This is a genomic window from Micromonospora sp. NPDC005237 (genome assembly GCF_040607775.1).
GTDB lineage: Bacteria > Actinomycetota > Actinomycetes > Mycobacteriales > Micromonosporaceae > Micromonospora.
This window is the reverse complement of record NZ_JBEXHJ010000002.1, coordinates 110,682-128,860: the sequence shown is the minus strand read 5'-3', so window position 1 is coordinate 128,860 and position 18,179 is coordinate 110,682. Positions and strand designations below refer to the sequence as shown.

The 18,179-nt window shown below is 71.1% G+C and carries 14 protein-coding genes; 6 read left to right on the top strand and 8 right to left on the bottom strand.

Annotated features, from left to right (window positions below; translation table 11 throughout):
- Positions 1-62: 62 nt before the first annotated feature.
- A complete protein-coding gene (locus ABZT87_RS05510) occupies positions 63-1,631 on the bottom strand; it encodes a hypothetical protein (RefSeq protein ID WP_355133852.1) in 1,569 nt (522 codons plus the stop codon).
- A gap of 399 nt (positions 1,632-2,030) precedes the next feature.
- Here ABZT87_RS05510 and dnaB point away from each other — a divergent pair, with 399 nt between their 5' ends.
- Positions 2,031-3,434 carry a replicative DNA helicase gene (gene dnaB / locus ABZT87_RS05505; RefSeq protein ID WP_355134582.1) on the top strand — a complete coding sequence of 468 codons (1,404 nt, stop codon included), beginning with the start codon at positions 2,031-2,033 and terminating at the stop codon, positions 3,432-3,434.
- 16 nt (positions 3,435-3,450) lie between these two features.
- On the opposite strand, the gene ABZT87_RS05500 is transcribed toward dnaB, so the two are convergent.
- The 5 genes from ABZT87_RS05500 to ABZT87_RS05480 form a co-directional block, all read right to left on the bottom strand.
- Entirely contained in the window at positions 3,451-4,128 is a 678-nt protein-coding gene (locus tag ABZT87_RS05500) for a maleylpyruvate isomerase N-terminal domain-containing protein (RefSeq protein WP_355133850.1), read from the bottom strand.
- A gap of 133 nt (positions 4,129-4,261) precedes the next feature.
- Positions 4,262-4,645, bottom strand: a complete 384-nt coding sequence (locus ABZT87_RS05495; RefSeq protein ID WP_234582683.1) for a zf-TFIIB domain-containing protein — start codon at positions 4,643-4,645, stop codon at positions 4,262-4,264.
- 22 nt (positions 4,646-4,667) lie between these two features.
- Positions 4,668-5,300 carry a phosphoribosyltransferase family protein gene (locus ABZT87_RS05490; RefSeq protein ID WP_355063386.1) on the bottom strand — a complete coding sequence of 211 codons (633 nt, stop codon included), beginning with the start codon at positions 5,298-5,300 and terminating at the stop codon, positions 4,668-4,670.
- Positions 5,301-5,341: 41 nt separating this feature from the next.
- Positions 5,342-6,682, bottom strand: a complete 1,341-nt coding sequence (locus tag ABZT87_RS05485; protein WP_355133848.1) for a glycosyltransferase 87 family protein — start codon at positions 6,680-6,682, stop codon at positions 5,342-5,344.
- A gap of 112 nt (positions 6,683-6,794) precedes the next feature.
- Positions 6,795-9,251, bottom strand: a complete 2,457-nt coding sequence (locus tag ABZT87_RS05480) for a bifunctional diguanylate cyclase/phosphodiesterase (protein ID WP_354855773.1) — start codon at positions 9,249-9,251, stop codon at positions 6,795-6,797.
- Positions 9,252-9,851: 600 nt separating this feature from the next.
- Between ABZT87_RS05480 and ABZT87_RS05475 the strand changes: the two genes are divergently transcribed.
- From ABZT87_RS05475 to ABZT87_RS05455, 5 genes are all read left to right on the top strand, one after another.
- Positions 9,852-12,950, top strand: coding sequence for a BTAD domain-containing putative transcriptional regulator (locus ABZT87_RS05475; protein ID WP_355133846.1), 3,099 nt, complete (start codon positions 9,852-9,854; stop codon positions 12,948-12,950).
- Between the two features lie 259 nt (positions 12,951-13,209).
- On the top strand, positions 13,210-13,701 hold the full coding sequence (moaC, locus tag ABZT87_RS05470; protein WP_354855775.1) for a cyclic pyranopterin monophosphate synthase MoaC: 492 nt from the start codon (positions 13,210-13,212) through the stop codon (positions 13,699-13,701).
- Positions 13,698-14,168, top strand: a complete 471-nt coding sequence (locus ABZT87_RS05465) for a MogA/MoaB family molybdenum cofactor biosynthesis protein (protein ID WP_355063392.1) — start codon at positions 13,698-13,700, stop codon at positions 14,166-14,168. Before moaC ends, ABZT87_RS05465 begins: the two co-directional genes overlap by 4 nt.
- A gap of 77 nt (positions 14,169-14,245) precedes the next feature.
- Positions 14,246-15,502, top strand: coding sequence for a molybdopterin molybdotransferase MoeA (locus ABZT87_RS05460; protein ID WP_355133844.1), 1,257 nt, complete (start codon positions 14,246-14,248; stop codon positions 15,500-15,502).
- A complete protein-coding gene (locus ABZT87_RS05455; RefSeq protein ID WP_355063396.1) occupies positions 15,499-15,927 on the top strand; it encodes a molybdenum cofactor biosynthesis protein MoaE in 429 nt (142 codons plus the stop codon). The genes ABZT87_RS05460 and ABZT87_RS05455 overlap by 4 nt, the downstream gene beginning before the upstream one ends.
- Positions 15,928-15,931: 4 nt before the next feature.
- Here ABZT87_RS05455 and ABZT87_RS05450 read toward each other — a convergent pair whose 3' ends face one another.
- Positions 15,932-17,377: a glycosyltransferase 87 family protein gene (locus ABZT87_RS05450; protein WP_355133842.1), complete on the bottom strand. Its 1,446-nt coding sequence runs from the start codon at positions 17,375-17,377 to the stop codon at positions 15,932-15,934.
- A gap of 215 nt (positions 17,378-17,592) precedes the next feature.
- Positions 17,593-18,138: a DoxX family protein gene (locus tag ABZT87_RS05445; RefSeq protein ID WP_354855780.1), complete on the bottom strand. Its 546-nt coding sequence runs from the start codon at positions 18,136-18,138 to the stop codon at positions 17,593-17,595.
- Positions 18,139-18,179 lie beyond the last annotated feature (41 nt).

Here is an 18,179-nt window from a genome sequence, read left to right as displayed (position 1 = left end):
AGGGCCCGCACCGAGCGATCGGTGCGGGCCCTCGCGCATGCCCTGGCGTGCCCGGCTCGCCGTCAGCCGATCGGTTGACCGGTCACCGCGCTGATCAGCACCGTGGAGAGGCCACCGCCGACCACCGCGGCGGCCAGCGCGATGGTGGCCGACCGCCACGTCGTGCCGACCCGCCGCAGCAGGGCCGCCACCACCAGACTGCTCACCAGCGCCAACCCGAAACGCGGCGAGCCGGCCAGCAGCGACTCCAACGCGCGTGACCGGGCGGAGTCGCAGCCACCCCCGCTGATGTCGGTGACACACCCGGCCGGCGCCTGCCCGTCCAGCGTCAGCAACCACAGGAAGATCAGCACTGCCGGCACCAGGTAGCAGGCGGCGGTGTAGAGCAGCGGCCGGACGGACCCACCGGGATCCGGGTCGAGCAGGTCGTCCTCCAGACGACGCGCCCAACCGCCCGTCGCCACCGACTCCACCCGCCGTCGGACCGACGCCGCGCCGACCGGCGGCCGGTCCGACCGACGCCGGGCGCCATCAGGGGGTACGGGAGCACTGCGCGGTCGCGGAGCCGTGTAACCCACCACCGGCGACCGGGGTGCCGACGTCGTCGTATCCATCCAGCGCGGATCGTCGCCGGACAACCGCGTGCCGGACCAGAAACCGCTGTCCCGGCTTGGCCATCCCTCGGCCGCCGTGAACCGGTCGGAACGGGGTGGGAGTGTCCGGTCCCACTGGTCGTCCTCGACCGCCGAGCGTTCCCACTGGCCGGTGCGGTCCGACCGCTCCCAGCCACCGATGTTCTCCGCCTGCGACCACTGCTCGCTCAGGTCGGCGCCGTCCGGGCCGGCCGGCGGCCAGGCGTGCACACCCGACGCGTCCCACGGGTCCACCGCGGGCGCGTACGACGGGTCCGGCTCCGCCGCCCGCTCCGATCCGCGTTCCCACGGATCCACCGCCGGACGCGTCCAGGACTCCTCCGCCGCCCGTCGGCTGCGCCGCGTCGGCCGGCTCGGCTCCGGACGAGACGTCCCGTCGGCCGGGTCGGACTCCAGGTCCCCACCGGACCAGATCACCTGGGGCCGGCCGACGGGCGCACGGCGGGGACGACGGTCCGGGACCGCGCCGGAGACCGGCTCCTCCTCTGCCGCGTTGGCACGCCGACGGCCGGCGTACCCCCCATCCTGCGGTCGGTCGAGCGTCCACTCCCGGGTGTGGTCCGAATCGGGGCCCGCGCCGATCGCCGGCCGCTCACGCCAACCCGTCTCGACGGCACGCCGTCGGGCACCCGTCGTCTCGGTGCTTCGCCAGCCGCCCCCGGAACTCGGACGCTCGACCTCGACCTCGACCTCGACCTCGGGCTCGTCCTCGGGCGCGTCCTCGTCCTCGTCGGGCGCGGCGTGCCGGCCGCCGCCGTCGGCGTGCCGAACTCCCGACTCCAGCGCCCATCGCGGCAGGTAGGCGTCGACCGGTTCGTCCTGCCCACGGTCGAGCGCGCGCCGCCGACTGGAGGTGCGATAGCGCGCGTCCTCGTCGTACGGCTCGACCGGAGCGGGCAGCATGGGGCCACCCCACGAGGCGGTCGGCGGGCGCTCGCGCGGGCTGCCCTCCCCGCGTCCCCAGTCCCGGTAACTCACGGCCGGAGTGTGACCCTTCTGAACCGAAAGCGTAATCCGCTGTCCAGGTGTAGCCGTTCGCTGGAGATAGTACGGGAAGATCGTGTCACAGAACCGACCGAAATATTCTCCTCCACAGGCTGGGGACCGCGTTTCAGCAGCTCAGTGGCTTGTGGCCGAGAATTCCCCAACCGTTGTCCACAGCCTGTGCACACCCTGCGCACATGCTTGTGCACCGGTGTCCACAGGTTGTCCCGAGGCCCGTCCACCGGGCTTGTTGAGTCGCTGACCTCGGGGTCCGTATGGTTGGCCCTCGACCGCCGGCGCGATGGCCCCCGATCGACCGGCCTGGTCGGAGGAGAACTGTCGTACCCCGGCGGTAGAGCTGGGACCGGATCCGACGCAGTGGAGGGGGGACCCGTGTCGGTCACCGACGACAGGCGGGCGGAGTCACGGCCCGGCGGCGGCCAGCCGCCCGTGCAGCGGGACGGCCAGTTCGACAAGACCCCGCCCCAGGACGTCGCGGCCGAGCAGTGCGTCCTCGGCGGCATGCTGCTCTCCAAGGACGCCATCGCCGACGTCGTCGAGATCCTCAAGACCAACGACTTCTACCGGCCGGTGCACGCCACCATCTTCGACATCATCCTGGACATCTACGGCCGGGGTGAGCCGGCAGACTCGATCACCGTTGCGGCGGCACTCGCCGACTCCGGCGACCTCGTCCGCGTTGGCGGGGCGCCCTACCTGCACACCCTCATCGCCAGCGTGCCCACCGCCGCCAACGCCGCCTACTACGCGCGGATCGTCAGCGAGCGGGCGGTGCTGCGCCGGTTGGTCGAGGCCGGCACCAAGATCGTGCAACTGGGCTACGGCACCGCCAGCGGCGGCAGCCGCGACGTCGACGACGTCGTGGACCTCGCGCAGCAGGCCGTCTACGACGTCACCGAACGCCGGGTCAGCGAGGACTTCGCGGTCCTGGCCGACATGCTCCAGCCGACGCTCGACGAGATCGAGGCGGTGGGTGCGCAGGGCGGGATGATGACCGGTGTGCCGACCGGCTTCACCGACCTGGACCGGCTACTCAACGGCCTGCACGCCGGGCAGTTGATCATCGTTGCCGGCCGGCCTGGTTTGGGTAAATCTACGGCAAGTATGGACTTTGCCCGAAATGCTGCTATTCGTGCGAACCAGGCGGCCGCCATCTTCTCGCTCGAAATGAGCAAGGTCGAGATCGTCATGCGACTGCTCTCGGCCGAGGCGCGGGTGCCGCTGCACGTGCTGCGCAGCGGGCAACTTTCCGACGACGACTGGACCAAGCTGGCCCGGTGCATGGGCGAGATCAGCGAGGCGCCGCTCTTCGTCGACGACACGCCGAGCATGAACCTGATGGAGATCCGGGCGAAGGCCCGCCGGCTCAAGCAGCGACACGACCTCAAGATGATCGTCGTCGACTATCTCCAGCTGATGACCTCGCCGAAGCGCACCGAGAGCCGGCAGCAGGAGGTCGCCGACCTCTCCCGTGGCCTGAAGCTGCTGGCCAAGGAGGTCGAGTGCCCGGTCATCGCGGTGAGTCAGCTGAACCGTGGCCCCGAGCAGCGCACCGACAAGCGCCCCCAATTGTCTGATTTGCGCGAATCTGGCTCAATTGAGCAGGATGCCGACGTTGTCATCCTTCTGCATCGCGACGACTACTACGACAAGGAGTCGCCGCGGGCGGGGGAGGCGGATTTTATTGTGGCTAAGCATCGGAATGGGCCGACCGACACGGTGACGGTCGCGGCCCAGCTGCACCTGTCCCGCTTCGTCGACATGGCCATCGGCTGAGCGGTACCGGATCGGGTCACCCGAGCAGGGGGAACCAGCCCGCCGACTCACCCAGCTCCATCCGGTCCCGGTCGGTCAGGGGGACTCGGCCGGTGGCCTTCAGCAGGAACTCGTGGTCGTCCCACCCGGCGGGGCGGACGGCGTCGTCGCTCAGCAGACCATCCATCGTCGCCACCGCGACGCGTACCGCAAGTGGGCCGGGTGGTGGCGCGTCCGGCAACTCCGCCGTCAGGTCGAGGTGGTGCACGACGGCCTCGGTGGTCAGGGTGGCGAGGAAATCCGGAACGCGCAGCACGTGGCCCTGTGTGGTCACGTACCCCTCGGGGTCTGCCGACGCGGCGGCGCGGACCGCCGCCGGGGCGGTCTCTTCCCACAGCCGGACGATGCCGGTCGGGCGGTCGAAGGCGGACGCTGACCGGCGGACCCACCAGGCGTGCCGGGCGGCCTGGTCATCGCCGCCCGGGAAGCCGCGCCAGTAGGACACGTCGTCCACGTCGGCGGGACCGTCGACGGGTCTGGCCAGGGCCACGAGTGCCCGCTGGGCGTCTCCGAGGACGTGCAGCAGCAGGTCCGCGACGAGCCAGCCCTGGCAGCGGGTTGCTCGTTGCAGGTCTGCGTCGTCCAGGCCGTCGACCACCGCCGTGATGCCGTCGTACGCCTGGGCGAGAGCCTCGTCCGGCCGGATCTCGGTCATGCGATGCAGCCTCGCATGACGCACCTCGGCCGCCAACCATCGACGGCGTGGGTGGCTGGGCCACGAGTGACGTGCCTCTGAGTCACAGCCGCGACTCAGAGGCATGTCACCTGGGATGACTCCGCGGTCGGGCTCAGCCGAACATCTCGTCGAGGAAGCCCTTGCGCTTCTTGTGCCGGTAGTGCCCGTGGTAGCCCTGGTGCTGCTGACCGTAGGCAGGTGCCGGCGGGTAGCCGTGGACGGGCGGCGGGGGCGGCGGCGGGGGGACCGCGCCGTAGCCGGGCTGGTGCTGCGCCGGGGCGTGCGGCGGCGGGTAGCCGCCCGGCTGCTGGACGGGCTGCGGCGGCGGGCCGCCGGCCTGCTGGCGGCTCCAGTTGGCCTCTGCCTCGAACAGCTTCTCCAACTCGCCGCGGTCGAGGAAGATGCCTCGGCACTCCCCGCACTGGTCGATGACGACACCACTGCGCTCGTATTGACGCATTTCGCCGTGACACTTGGGACAGGTGAGGCTATTCATCACCCGACGGTACCTGGTCGAGCTAAGCGGTTGCTGTGAGCGCGTCGGTGACCTCGTCGTCGGAGACCTCGTGGAAGTCGTCGTAGTAGACGCTCACCGCGCCGAAATCCGACGGGCGCTGCGCGCAGACGACCTGGTCGGCCTCGGCCGCCAGGAGTTCGTACGCCTCCTGCGCGCCGACCGGCACGGCCACCACCACCCGGCGCGCGCCGAGTCGGCGGACGACCTCGACGGCGGCGCGGGCGGTGGCGCCGGTGGCCAGACCGTCGTCGACGATCACGGCGACGCGCCCGGTGAGGTCCAGCGGTGGGCGACCACCCCGGTAGAGCCGCTCGCGGCGCTCCAACTCGACCTGTTCGCGCTGGCTGACCTCGGCGATGTCATCGCTGCTGAGGCGGCTGGCGATCGCGTCGTTGAGCACCTGCACCCCGCCCGGGCCGAGCGCGCCGAAGGCGACCTCCCTGGCCCACGGCATGCCGAGCTTGCGGACGACCAGCACGTCGAGGGGGGCGCCGAGCCGTTCGGCGACGACCCGGGCCACCGGTACGCCGCCGCGGACGAGGCCGAGGACGACCGTGTCCGGTTCGCCGACGAGGGCGGTGAGCCGCTCGGCGAGCACCCGGCCCGCCTCGGCGCGGTCGCGGTACGTGGTCATGCCTTCAGGTGTACGCCGTGCGGCGGCGTTTCGCCCGCCGGTTAGACCGATGTGGTCCGACCGGGCAGGCGGTCGGGCGTCGGGGTGGTCGGTGCGGCGTCCGGGCTGTGCAGGGCGGGTGCCCAGGTGAGCAGGGCCAGCGGGTACAGCAGGTACCCGAATCGGGTGGAGGGCATCAGCGCGATCGCGGCGAGGAGTCCGTACCCGCAGATCAGCGCGGTGGCGGCGGCCGTGCCCGGCGGGCGGCGCGTGAGTCGGACGGCGATGGCCACGCCTGCCGCGACCAGCAGGGCGGCGGCGATCAGCCGGCCACCGGGGAGTGTGGCGGCGATCAGCTGACCGGGGAACGGAGACTGCGCCGGGCTGGTGACCAGGCCGTGCCCGAGCGGGAACCGCAGCACGTTCTCGGTCAGCGCGTCGCGGTCGACCAGCAGAGCCGGGAGCAGGGCGGCGACGGGTAACCCGATCGCGCCGGCCGCGACCCGGGCGCCGGCTCGCCGGTTCAGACCCCAGACGATCAGGACCAGGGCGATCGGCCAGGCGAACAGCTTCAGCGCGCCCGCCAACCCGACCGCGAGGCCGGCCCGGCCGGGCCGACCGGCGGCGGCGAGTGCGAGGGCCAGCAGGCAGAGCGCGAGTACGGGCATGTCGTCACCGCCGGTGGCGAGGGTGAGCGCGCAGATCGGCAGGACGGTGGCGGCCTGCACGCCCCGCAGCAGCGCGGCATCGGACCGGTGCGCCCCGACGAGAGGGCCGCCGACGGTGCCGCGCGCGGCGCGCAGGGTGGCCACGGCCAGGGCGAGCGCCAGCGCGGTGCCCACCGCGAACCACACCCGGGCATCGGTCCACCAGGTGTCGGCGAGTGCCCGGGGCAGGCCGAACAACGCCATGCCCGGTTGGTACGGCGTGTACCCGAGCAGTTGTTCACCGGCCGGCAGGGCGGCGATGGCGTCTCGGCCGAGGTACGGCGTGCCGTGCTCGAGCAGGCGGATGCCGGCCTGCTCGACGACCAGCACCTCCTCCTGCGCGCGGTCGGTGCGTCCGGTGGCCCGCTCGACGCTCTGCCAGAGCACGGGTAGCAGCGCGGTGCTCGCCCACGCGAAACCGGTCACCGCCCAGCGGGCCGGAAGGCCGGCCGGTCGGGTCGCCGGGTTGCGCCGGCGCAGGAGGAGTTGAACGATCACCGCCACCGTCGCGACCAGGTAGCCGACGGCGGCGACCGCACCCCAGGCCCGGTGCGGCAGCAGGGTCGACGTGACCGCGGTGATCGCCGCGAAGACGGCCGACACGGCGTAGAGGCCCAGGTCGAGGGCGAGCCCACCGGCGGCGGTGTCGAGCGTCCGCCAGCGGTGGCGGCGGGCGGTCGGGGCGTCGGCGATCACGAGCGCCAGTCTGGCAGACCTCGCTGCTCACCCGATTGTCCGCGGGGCTCGGGCCGGCCTCGGTCACACCGGCGGCGGCGCCTCTGCTCGCCGTGTCGTGCTCGTGCCCCGCTCAGGCGGGGAGGTGGGGAAGGCGGTCGGGGCGGGAGCGCCCGGCCTGGCGGCGGGTCTGGCTCAGCCGGATCACCGCGCCGGTGTCGTGCAGCGGTGGCGCCAGAGTGCCGGGTTGGCCACCCGACCCGCGCTGCAACGCGGCGAGCAGGGTGCCGGCGGGCATCGGCCGGGCGAAGAGGTGGCCCTGGCCGGCCACGCAGCCCAACTCCCAGAGGGCGCGTCGCTGCGGCTCGCTCTCCACGCCCTCGGCGACCACCGCCAGGTCGAGGCTGCGGCCCAGGTCGAGGGTGGAGCGGATGACGGCGGCGGCCTCGGCCGAGCTCTCCATGGTCGTCACGAAGCTGCGGTCGATCTTCAGCTCGTGCACCGGGATCCGGGACAGCAGAGAGAGCGAGGAGTAGCCGGTGCCGAAGTCGTCCAGCGCCAACCGCACGCCCTCGTCGCGTAGCCGGCTGAGCACCCGGTCGACCACGTCGAGCTGGCTGAGGGTCAACGTCTCGGTCAGCTCCAGCACCAGCCGATCGGGCGGAAGGTCGTGGGCACGCAGCCGGGCCAGCACCGAGCCCGGGAAGCGTGCGTCGAGCAGGCTGCGCGGCGACACGTTGACCGCGACCGGTACGTCGAAGCCGGCGTCGCGCCAGTTGGCCGCAGCGATCAGGGCCTGGTCGAGGATCGCCTCGGCGAAGGCCGGCAGCATTCCCGAACGCTCCACCGCCTCCAGGAAGCGCAGCGGATCGATCAGCCCGTGCGTGGGGTGGTGCCAGCGGGCCAGGGCCTCCGCGCTGGTCACCTCGCCGGTGCCCAGGTCGACGATCGGCTGGAAGTTGACGATGAACTCGTGGTCGGCCACGGCACGGGGCAGGTCGCCGCCGAGGGTGAGGCGGCTCAGGTCGGCGGTGTCCCGGGTCGGGGCGTACGTGGAGATCCGCTGCCCGGCCCGTTTCGCCTGGTACATCGCGACGTCCGCGCGGCGCAGCAGCTCGGCCATGCCGCCGCTGGCCGGGGCGACGGAGATCCCGCCGCTGGCCTCGACGCTGATCCGCATGCCGTCCAGCTCGAACGGCTCGTGCAGGGCGGCGAGCAGCGTCTCGGCCCGGTGCGCGGCCACCGCGGGGGCCGGCAGCCCGCGCAGGAGTACGGCGAACTCGTCACCGCCGAGGCGGGCCACCAGATCGCTGGACTGGGCGGCCCCGCGCAGCCGATCGGCGACCTGGACCAGCACCTGGTCACCGGCGGCGTGGCCGAGGGTGTCGTTGACCTCCTTGAAGTGGTTGAGGTCGATCAACACCAGTGCGGTCACCCCGTCGGCGTGCCGGGCACTGAGATGCTCGGTGCCCCGGTCGAGGAGGTGCCGCCGGTTTGCGAGGTCGGTGAGCGCGTCGTGGGTGGCGGCGTACGCGTGCTCGTCGGCGACGCGGGCCAGCTCGGCGTACGCCTGGGCGTTGCGGACCGCCGTGCAGAGCGCCGAGGCGAAGGTACGCAGGGTGTACTGCTCCCGCTCGGAGAGCTGGACCGGCCCACGGAAGCGCAGGCGCAGGACGCCGACGTCGACGGAGCGGTCGTGGCCTTCCAGCGGGGTGGGCACGACGGTGCCGTCCACGTCGGTGGGCGTGCCGGTCGGTCCGTCGAAGGTGATGCCGCCGGTGCCGCCCCGAACGGTGCGGCCGCCGTCGCGCAGCTCGATCTCGACCTCGTCGGCGGAGAACAACTCGGCGGCCTGGGTGACGGCTGTGGTGAGCACGTTGTCCAGGTCGACCACGTTGAGCGCGTCGGTGGTACGGGCGAGCCGCTGCCACGCCTGCTGCTCGGTGCGACCTCGGATGCGCGCGGAGTAGGCCAGGTGCAGGCTCAACATCAGTGGGGGGACGGCAAGCAGCAGTCGGGGGTCCTCGCGGAGGATGAGTAGCGTGCAGACAGCCACGATGAATCGCACGCCGAAGCCGGCGATCCGCAGGTCAAGGTTGTTCAAGAACTGACGGGAGACCGGTGTCCCGGTGGCCAGCGCGATCACCGGGATGGCCAGCAGGTCGTCGAGGAGTGCCGCCACCAGGTAGATCGCCCCGAGCAAGGTGGCCAGCTCGACCACGCCGGCCGGCGGCCACTGCCAGGGGATGGCCAAAGTGGTGATGCCTGCTCCACCAGCCACCAAAATGTTCTTGCTGACTCCGAAGGCCGCCTTGATCATCGGCAGCTTCATGATGGCTGATGCGATACCGACGCCAGCCCCGGTCGCCAGTACCACCCAGGCGGGTGGTGCCACGGCAAGCCCTATCACGATCGCCGTCTCGACCCAGGTGATGCCGTGTGTGGTCGAGCGAATTCGGATAGGTGCCATGACGATCGTGCCAAGCGCAGTCATGAAGGTCAGCGCTACGAATGTCGCACCGTCGCCTACCGAGACGGGGCGACGGGTCAACACGTTGGCCCCAGCGATGACTGTGGGAACGATTGCCATGACCACGATGAGACCGACGAGCAGCAGAAGCGACCGATCTGCCCGGGGACTCTGCGGTGACACCTGGCTCATGAAGCTCCTGTCGTCGCCCACAGTTACCTGTTGACGACAGGAGCTTACCGCTCAGTGCTACTTCGATGTCAGAACCAGTCGCTGCCGCGCATTGCATGCTCCCTCCACTCGTCCGGCCGTTTCCGTATTCCGGATCCGTTCTCGTGATGGGAGCCTAAGAGGAGTTAGGCAGTTTTAGTAGCGATAAATGTCGGTATACGCAACATTAGCCAAGCCAGCGGCCTTTGTGACGGTCTGTCCATGCCACCTGAGCGGAGCGCGGTCGTGCTGCACTGGCGATCCGCAGCTTGCGCGCTGCTGAGAGGCTATCGGCGTTGTCGCCTCCTCCCTAGTGTGGCCAGGATGTGCGCCTGGCCTCATCCGTCAGTTTGGGCTCAGGGTCAATCCGGTCGGACAGAATCTGCTCTCCGTCGCCTGGTCGGTGTGGAGTTGGGGTGTCTCGTTGGGGGGTTGGCGTGCATTCTGACCACCGTTAACCTTCCCCAGTGTGATCAGCTAGACACCGATAGACGCGAATTCGGAGGGCCGGTGGAGATCAACCTGCTGGGTGGCCTGGAGGTGCTGCTTGCCGACCACAAGTTGCACCTGGGTACGCCCAAACAACGGGTAATCTTCGCGATGCTCGCGGTCCAGCCAGGCCAGTTGGTGACGTTGTCCGGCCTCATAGACGAGCTGTGGGCCGACCGTCCTCCGCGTTCCGCTGTGGCGAATGTGCGGACCTATGCGGCCAATCTTCGCCGGGAGTTCGAGACGTTAGCGCTCGCGGACGCGACTCTCGTGCGGCAGGGGAACGGCTATCGCCTCGCCTTGCGGCCGGATGTGATCGACGTCTTCCGCTTCCAGGACGAGCTTTACGCTGGCCGGGATGCTCTGGGCGCTGGCGACCTGTCGCGTGCGTCGGAACTGCTGGGCCGCGCTTTGGTGCGGTGGCAGGGTCCCATGCTCGCCGGCATCCCGCTTGGGCCCGTCCTGACGGCTCGAACCGTCGCTGCGGAGGAGGAGCGTCTTCTGGCCGTGGAACTCCTCGCCGAGGTTCATCTGCGATCCGGGCGGGATGATCTCGCAATTCCGTCACTGCGCGCGGTGACTGCCCTTCATCCGCTCCGAGAGCCGACATACCTCCTTCTCATGCGGGCCCTGCACGAGCGCGGTGACAACGCGGAGGCGCTTGTCGCGTATGACGAGATTCGCAGGCATCTGATGACGGAGCTGGGGGTGCGCCCGGGGGCCAACCTCGAAAAGTTGCGGCGCAGGATCCTCACCGAGGCGCCGAGCCGGGAACCCGTCGTCACCGGCCTGAGCAAAGGCACGGCTGGGCGCCTTGCTGGGTCCCCACCAGGACCGGCGGGTGACCCGACGACGAAGCAGATGCCCACAGTCGCAGCGGTGGATCATCTGCCTCGTTCGGTCACCGACTTCGTTGGTCGGGAGGCCGTCGTGGCCAGGCTGTTGGCGGAGACGCGGCGTGTCGAGGATCGCGTACCGGCCGTGCACGTCATCGACGGAATGGCCGGCAGCGGCAAGACAACACTTGCCGTGCACCTGGCCCGCCGGCTGAGCGATCGGTACCCGGATGCCCGTTTGTACGTCGACCTGCGGGGGCATGGCGAGAAGGACCTGATTGGACCGGCGTCGGCTCTTGTCGTCCTGCTTCGCCAGCTTGGGGTGCCGCCTGAGCGGGTGCCGGTTGACCTCGACGACAGGACGGAACTCTGGCGACGCGAACTGGCCCGCTGGAGGTCGGTGATCATTCTGGACAACGCCGCCAGCAGCGACCAGATCCTGCCGCTTCTGCCGATCGAGCCCACCGCCGTCGTGCTGGTGACGTCTCGACGCCGACTCACCCACCCGGACCTCGGCGCGTCGCAGTCCCTGCCGGTCATGTCGTCTGGAGAGGGCGTCGACCTGTTGGCTGCGAGTGTGGGGCGGGAACGGGTCGACGCCGAGCCGGAAGCAGCGGTCGAGGTGGTCCGGCGGTGCGGCCATCTCCCTCTGGCGATTCGGCTGGCCGGCGCCCGGCTGGCGCACCGACGTGGTTGGCGCTTGGCGGATCTCGCGGCACAGATGGCCGGCGCGGCGTCGGTTCTCCCTCATCTGGCCGGGGAGAACAGCACAGTCACCGGTGCGTTCGCCGCCTCCTACGAACCTCTCCCCGAGTCGACCAAGCGGGTCTTTCGCTTTCTGGGTCTGTACCCCGGTAGCCGGTTCAGCCCAACGGCGGTCGCGGCACTGACCGGGCTGGCGGTGGCGGAAGCTCACGCGGCTCTCGACGACCTCACCGACAGGCACCTGGTGGAGGATCTGAACTCCAGGCAATACGGATTGCACGACCTCATGCGCCAGTACTCCGTCGAGCTATGCCTGTACGTCGATTCGGCGCAGGACCGCCGGTCAGCCCTGGCCCAACTGCTCGACTTCACCCTGGCAGCGGCACTGCGGATTGCTGAGATTATCGAGCCCGTTGTCATCGAAAGCCAGGTCAGTCATCTCCCGTTCGGTCGGCCTGAATTGCTGGAGGCTCTTGGCGAGCCGAGCGCCGAGTGGTTGGAAGCCGAACGGGCGGACCTGGTGACGATGGTGGCGTCGGCACATGAGGCGGGCTTCCACGAGCACGCCTGGCGGCTGGCTCGTGCCCTGTGGCGATTCTGCTACATCCGCGGATACTTCGAGGACATCATCGTGACCCACCAGCAGGGGCTGGCAGCGGCAGAGGCGACGGGCAACGCCGAGTCGACGGCGCTGATGCAGAACTACCTGGCCTCCGCTTACGTCCGGACCGGCGACAACCGGGAAGCCCTGAAACATCTGACCCGCGCGGTCGAGCTTTCCAAGGAATCCCGGGACGTGCTGAACACGGCTCGCTACCAGGCCAATCTTGCCCCGGTCCACTACTGGAGCGGCAATCTGACCGAGGCGGTGGCACTCGGTATGGAACATCTGCGTGACTACCGGGGCTACGGCAACGCAGGAGCGCCGAACGCGTTACCGAACGTTGGTATCGCCCTCACGTCACTGGGCCGTTACGAAGAGGCGTTATGGATTCACCGGCGTCACCTGGCCTGGGCCCGAACCAACTCGAACGAGTTCCACGTGCTCAACGCTCTCAGCCATATCGGATCGGTACGCACCCGAATGGGAGATTTCCATCAGGCGATCAGGATCCTCAGGGCCTCGCTGGCGCTTCGCGACCGCACCGGCCACCGCTACGGCGAGGCAGAGGTACGCCTCGACCTCGGCATCGCCTACCGCGGTCTTGGTCGCTTGGCGGAGGCCAAGCAGGAGCATGAGTTGGCTCGGACCCTCGCGGTCGGTTCGGGCGAGCGGCATGTCGAGGCCGCGGCGTTGAACGAACTGGGCCGCACGCTGCGGGCACGCGGGCGGGACCGTGCGGCAGCCGAGATGCACCGCGAGGCCCTGCGGTTGGCGACGCGGATCGCACACCCGCACGAGCAGGGGCGTGCACTGGCGGGCCTCGCGGAGCATTTCAAGGCCGTCGACCCGGCCGAGGCCCGGCGGCACTGGGAGCGGGCGTTGGCGATCTTCCGTCGGATGGGCGTACCGGAACGCCTCGATGTCGAGCGCCGCCTCGCCGAACTGGCTGCCAGTGTCGTCGATGCGGGGTGCTGACCTGCGCGAACGTCGCTTATCGATTTCTTATCGCCGGGCCCGGTAGCTTCTGGAGCGTATCGGCGAACGGGGGAGGTTCTGCCCGTGGGCAGAACCGGGTCGTCGACACGCGCCCGCCGCCAGGTCCCCCCAGCGACCTCGGCGGCGGGTCCAGCGAGGGAGGGGCGCGGCCCGGTGAGCGCTGTCGCACCCGGCGAATACCGGGCCGCCGCCCCTTCCGAGCCCCGGTGCGTCGTACCGCGACGATAGGCTCACGGCCGTGACCGAACCCGCGCAGCTCAGCCACGTCGACCGTGCCGGCGCGGCCCGCATGGTCGATGTCTCTGCCAAGCCGGTGACCGGCCGGGTGGCCGTCGCGGCGGGCCGTTTGCGCACCACGCCCGAGGTCGTCGACCTGCTGCACCGCGACGGGTTGCCCAAGGGTGACGCGCTGGCGGTCGGTCGGCTCGCCGGCATCATGGGGGCCAAGCGCACTCCGGAGTTGATCCCGCTCTGCCACCCGATCGCCCTGCACGGTGTCACCGTCGACCTGCGGCTGACCGCGGACACCGTGGAGATCACCGCCACCGCTCGCACGGCGGACCGGACGGGAGTCGAGATGGAGGCGCTCACCGCGGTCGCGGTCGCCGGCCTGGCGCTGATCGACATGGTCAAGGCGGTTGATCCGGCGGCCTCGGTGGAGGCGGTCCGGGTGCTGCGCAAGGAGGGCGGCAAGACCGGCGAGTGGGTCCGGCCGGAGGATCGGCCGTGATCCAGGCCCGGGTGATCGTGGCGTCCAACCGGGCCGCGGCCGGCGTCTACGCCGACACCAGCGGCCCGCTGCTCGTCGCCGGCCTACGCGAGTTGGGCTGTCAGGTCGACGAGCCGGTGGTGGTGCCCGACGGCGAGCCGGTCGGCGCCGCCCTGCGGGACGCCCTCGGCGACGGTGTCGACGTGGTGCTGACCAGCGGCGGCACCGGGATCACCCCGTCCGACCGGACGCCGGACGTGACCCGGGCTCTGTTGGACTACGAGATCCCCGGCATCGCCGAGGCGATCCGGTCGCACAGTCGCGAGCGGGTGCCCACCTCGGTCCTGTCCCGGGGCCTGGCCGGGGTGGCCGGCCGGATGCTGGTGGTCAACCTGCCCGGCTCGACCGGCGGCGCCCGGGACGGGTTGGCCGTGCTCGGGCCGATCCTCGGCCACGCCGTCGACCAGCTTCGCGGCGGCGACCACTGATCGGTCCGCGCCGGCGACCACCGGCCGGTCCGCGCCCAGGCCCGGCGGGCGTCGGTCCGCCCCGATAGGCTCGGTCGGTGAGCACGGAAACCGCACCAACCGCGGGCCGGGTCGCCGCGCCCCCGCCAGCAGGGTGGGAGGAGGCGCGGTCCCGGGTGTACGCGGTGGGTCTGGCCGCCGCGCTGCCTGCCGTCGCCCGGCCGTTGGTCGACACCGACGGGCTGACCCTGGCTGAGCCGCTGACCACCCGCACCGACCTGCCCGCGTTCCCCACCTCCAGCGTGGACGGCTGGGCGGTGCGCGGCACCGGGCCGTGGCGCGTCGTCGGGCGGGTGCTGGCCGGCAACACCCCCACGCCACTCGCCGAGGACGGCACGACCGTCGAGATCGCGACCGGGGCCATGGTGCCCGAGGGCGCCACCGCCGTGCTGCGCATCGAGGAGTCCACCGTCACGGGCGGCCTGGTCAGCGGCACGCCCCGGCCGACGCCGGAGTGGCGGCAGCCGGGCGAGGAGGCGTACGCCGATGAGGAGCTTCTGCCGGTCGGCACGCCGGTCGACCCGGCGGTGATCGGCCTGGCCGCCTCCTGCGGGCACGACACGCTGCGGGTCCGGCGGGCGCCGCGCGCCGCGCTGCTGGTCTTCGGTGACGAGTTGCTCACGTCCGGTCCGCCGGGGGCGGGCCGGGTGCGCGACGCGCTGGGCCCGGCGGTGCCCGCGTGGCTACGTCGGTACGGCTGCCACGTCCGCCCGTCGGACGTGGTGGGCCCGGTCGCCGACACGCTGCCCGCGCACGTGGCGGCGGTGCGCGCAGCGCTGACCAGCGCCGACCTGGTCTGCACCACCGGTGGCACGATGCACGGCCCGGTCGACCACCTGCATCCGACCCTGGAGGCGCTGGGCGCCGACTACGTGGTCAACACGGTGGCGGTCCGGCCCGGCTTCCCGATGCTGCTGGCCCGGCTGGCCGATCACGACGGGCGGGTCCGGTTCGTCGCCGGCCTGCCGGGCAACCCGCAGTCCGCCATCGTCGCGCTGGTGTCACTGGTCGCGCCGCTGCTCGCCGGGCTCCAGGGTCGCTCGATGCCGGTGTTGCCCCAGGCCACGCTGGCCGAGGCGGTGCCCGGGCGCGGCGATCACACCCATCTCGCGCTGGTTCGCCTGGACCGGGCCGCCGGCACGGCGTACCCGGTGCGGCACGTCGGGTCGGCGATGCTGCGCGGGCTCGCGGGCGCTGACGGGTTCGCCGTCATCCGACCGGGCACCAACGGTGCGCAGGGTGATCGGGTGCCGATCGTGCCGTTGCCGCTGCTGCCCGGGGAGCGGGCGTCGTGACCGCGCCGGCGATCACCGTCGTCGAGGTCACCGACCAGCCCCTCGACCTCGCCGCGCACGAGGCGGCGGTGGCCGACCGCCGGGCCGGCGCGGTCGTCTCCTTCCAGGGCGTCGTACGCGACCACGACCACGGGCGTCCGGTGGTCAGCCTGGAGTACGAGGGGCACCCGAGCGCCGCGCAGGTGCTGCGCGAGGTGGCCGCCGAGATCGCCGCCGATCCCGACGTCTACGCGGTGGCCGTCTCGCACCGGGTCGGGCCGCTGGCCATCGGTGACGTGGCGCTGGTCGCCGCGGTGAGCACCGCGCACCGCGCCGCGGCCTTCGCGGCCTGCGCCCGGCTGGTCGACGAGGCCAAGGCCCGGTTGCCGATCTGGAAACGGCAGGTCTTCGCCGACGGCACCGAGGAATGGGTCAACTGTCCCTGACCGCTCAGCGGCGGCCGTTGACCAGCACGGCCCGGGCGAGCCGTTCGCCGTAGAACGCCGGCTCGGCGCCGGGCCGCCAGGGCAGTGCCGCGACCAGCACGATCAGCGCGAGGGCCAGCGAGTTCTCCATCAGCGCCCCGAACAGACCGTCCTGGTAGTGCGACACCTCCGGCAGTTGGTGCTCGTACGGCCAGATGGGCGAGATCAGGAAGAGCAGGTAGAGGCCGAGGGCGGCGACGCCGTGCCGGAACCCGGTCAGCGTGGGATACCAGATCGGCGGGCGAAGACCGTTGAGCCCGCTCAGGCCACCGAATGCGGCGCCCTGGCCGGTGCGCTGCCCCAGACCCCTGCTCGCCTCCCGTCGACGGACGGCGGCGTCGGCCAGCACGATGATCGCCGGGATCACCCAGATGAGGTGGTGCGTCCAGGAGATCGGGCTGATCACGTTGGCGGTCAGGCCGACCAGCGTGAACGCGGTCAGCTCGTCACCGTCGGCGCGCGAGCTGGCCGCCCGGGACAGACCCACCGCCAGGATCAGCACCGAGAAGGCGAGCCAGAGCAGCCCGGGAGTCTCGATCGAGTCGTACAGCCGGGCCAGCAGGCCGGCGAGCGACTGGTTCGGCGTCATGTCGGCCGCGCCGACCCGCTCGGTCTGCCAGAGCACGCTGCCGAAGTACGTCCGCGACTCGTCGCCGACGATCGCGAAGGTCCCGATCGTCACGCCGATCGTGGTGCCGATCGCGGTGGCCGCCACCCGCCACTGGCGGGTGATCAGCAGGTAGGCGATGAACAAGGCCGGGGTGAGCTTCACCGCCGTGGCCAGGCCGATGCCGGCACCCGCCCAGGCGCCACCGTAGAGGAAGCGCAGCAACGGGCCGTCGGTCGCGGCGTAGTGGGTGCCTCGGCGCGAGCGCCACCGCAGCCCGATCAGATCCGCCATGATCAGTGCGAACAGCAGGAGGTTGACCTGGCCGTAGCCCAGCGTCTCCCGGCTGGGCTCGATGGCGAGCGCGAGCGGCACCGCCAGGGCCACGGTGAACCACAGTGGCCAGGCCAACCGGTCCACGATGGGGCGAAGCAGGCCGGCCAGCACCAGTGTCAGCGTCGCGATGCTGGCGAGGGCGTTGACCATCCCCGCCGCGTCGATCGGCAGCTGCGCCATGGGCAGCATGACGAGCCCGGCGAACGGCGGGTAGGTGAAGCCGAGCGTGGTGCCGGGCGCGATGAACTCGTAGAGCTCATGACCGCTCGCCCACCACACCACCGCACCGTGGTAGATCTTCATGTCGAAGAAGTTGTACGGTCGCCCGAACTCACCGATGGCGAGCCATGCGGCGTAGGCGACGGCGGCCACGATGGCGCCCCGTACGACGTTCCTGCGATCGATCCCCCGCGTCATGCGTTGAACTGGGGCGAGGCGGTCCGCCCGTCTACCGACAGTCGTCGGCATGGCGTGGCCACCCCCGTACCAAGGTCGTCCTACCCGTCCAGGTCCTGCACGGAGCCTAGAACGGCGCCTCACGTCAGTGCCTCCCGCGTTATGCGACCGTGTCCGATCCCACACATGTTTTTGACATTTCCACCGCGTTAACGCCTACCGGGTGGTTCAGGTAATTCGTCGCCTTAGCGGGGGGTGGGGGTGACACCGAAGCAGATCGAGGCAGGTCAGCCGGGAAGTCGACGCGCGGTGGCCGCTGACCGGACGGCGATCCGGGCCTCGCGGCGGGCGGTGCGGACGGCGCGCTGCATGGAACGTCGAGAGTGGCCGATGCGGTGACCCGTACGCCAGCGGATCCCCGGCTTGCCACCGGTGTCGGCGGCGGCGAGCAGGAGGCCGCCGAAGAGCCCGAGATTCTTCAGGGTGTGGATCTCGTTGTTGTTCTTGGCGATCGGGTCGTCGTTCTTCCAGAACGGATGCCCGGCGAGGGTGACCGGCACCAACGTACCGGCGAGAACCAGCGCGGCGGGCCGACTGAACCGCCCGGTGGCCAGCATCAGCCCGGCGCCGACCTGCACCGCCGCGTTGAGTCGGATCAACGTCTCGGTCTCGGTGGGGAAGTTCGGGTGCGCCTTCTGCAGGAGCGGCGCGACCCGGTCGGTGACCGGCTTGGCGGTTTCCGCGAGCCGGTGCGGGTTGCGGAAATTGCGGTACCCGCTGACCACGAAGATGCCGCTCAGCATGGCGCGGGCAAGGGAGCGTACGGGCGTCATGGATCAGTCATACCCCGTCGGGGCGTTTGCTACCCCGGCAA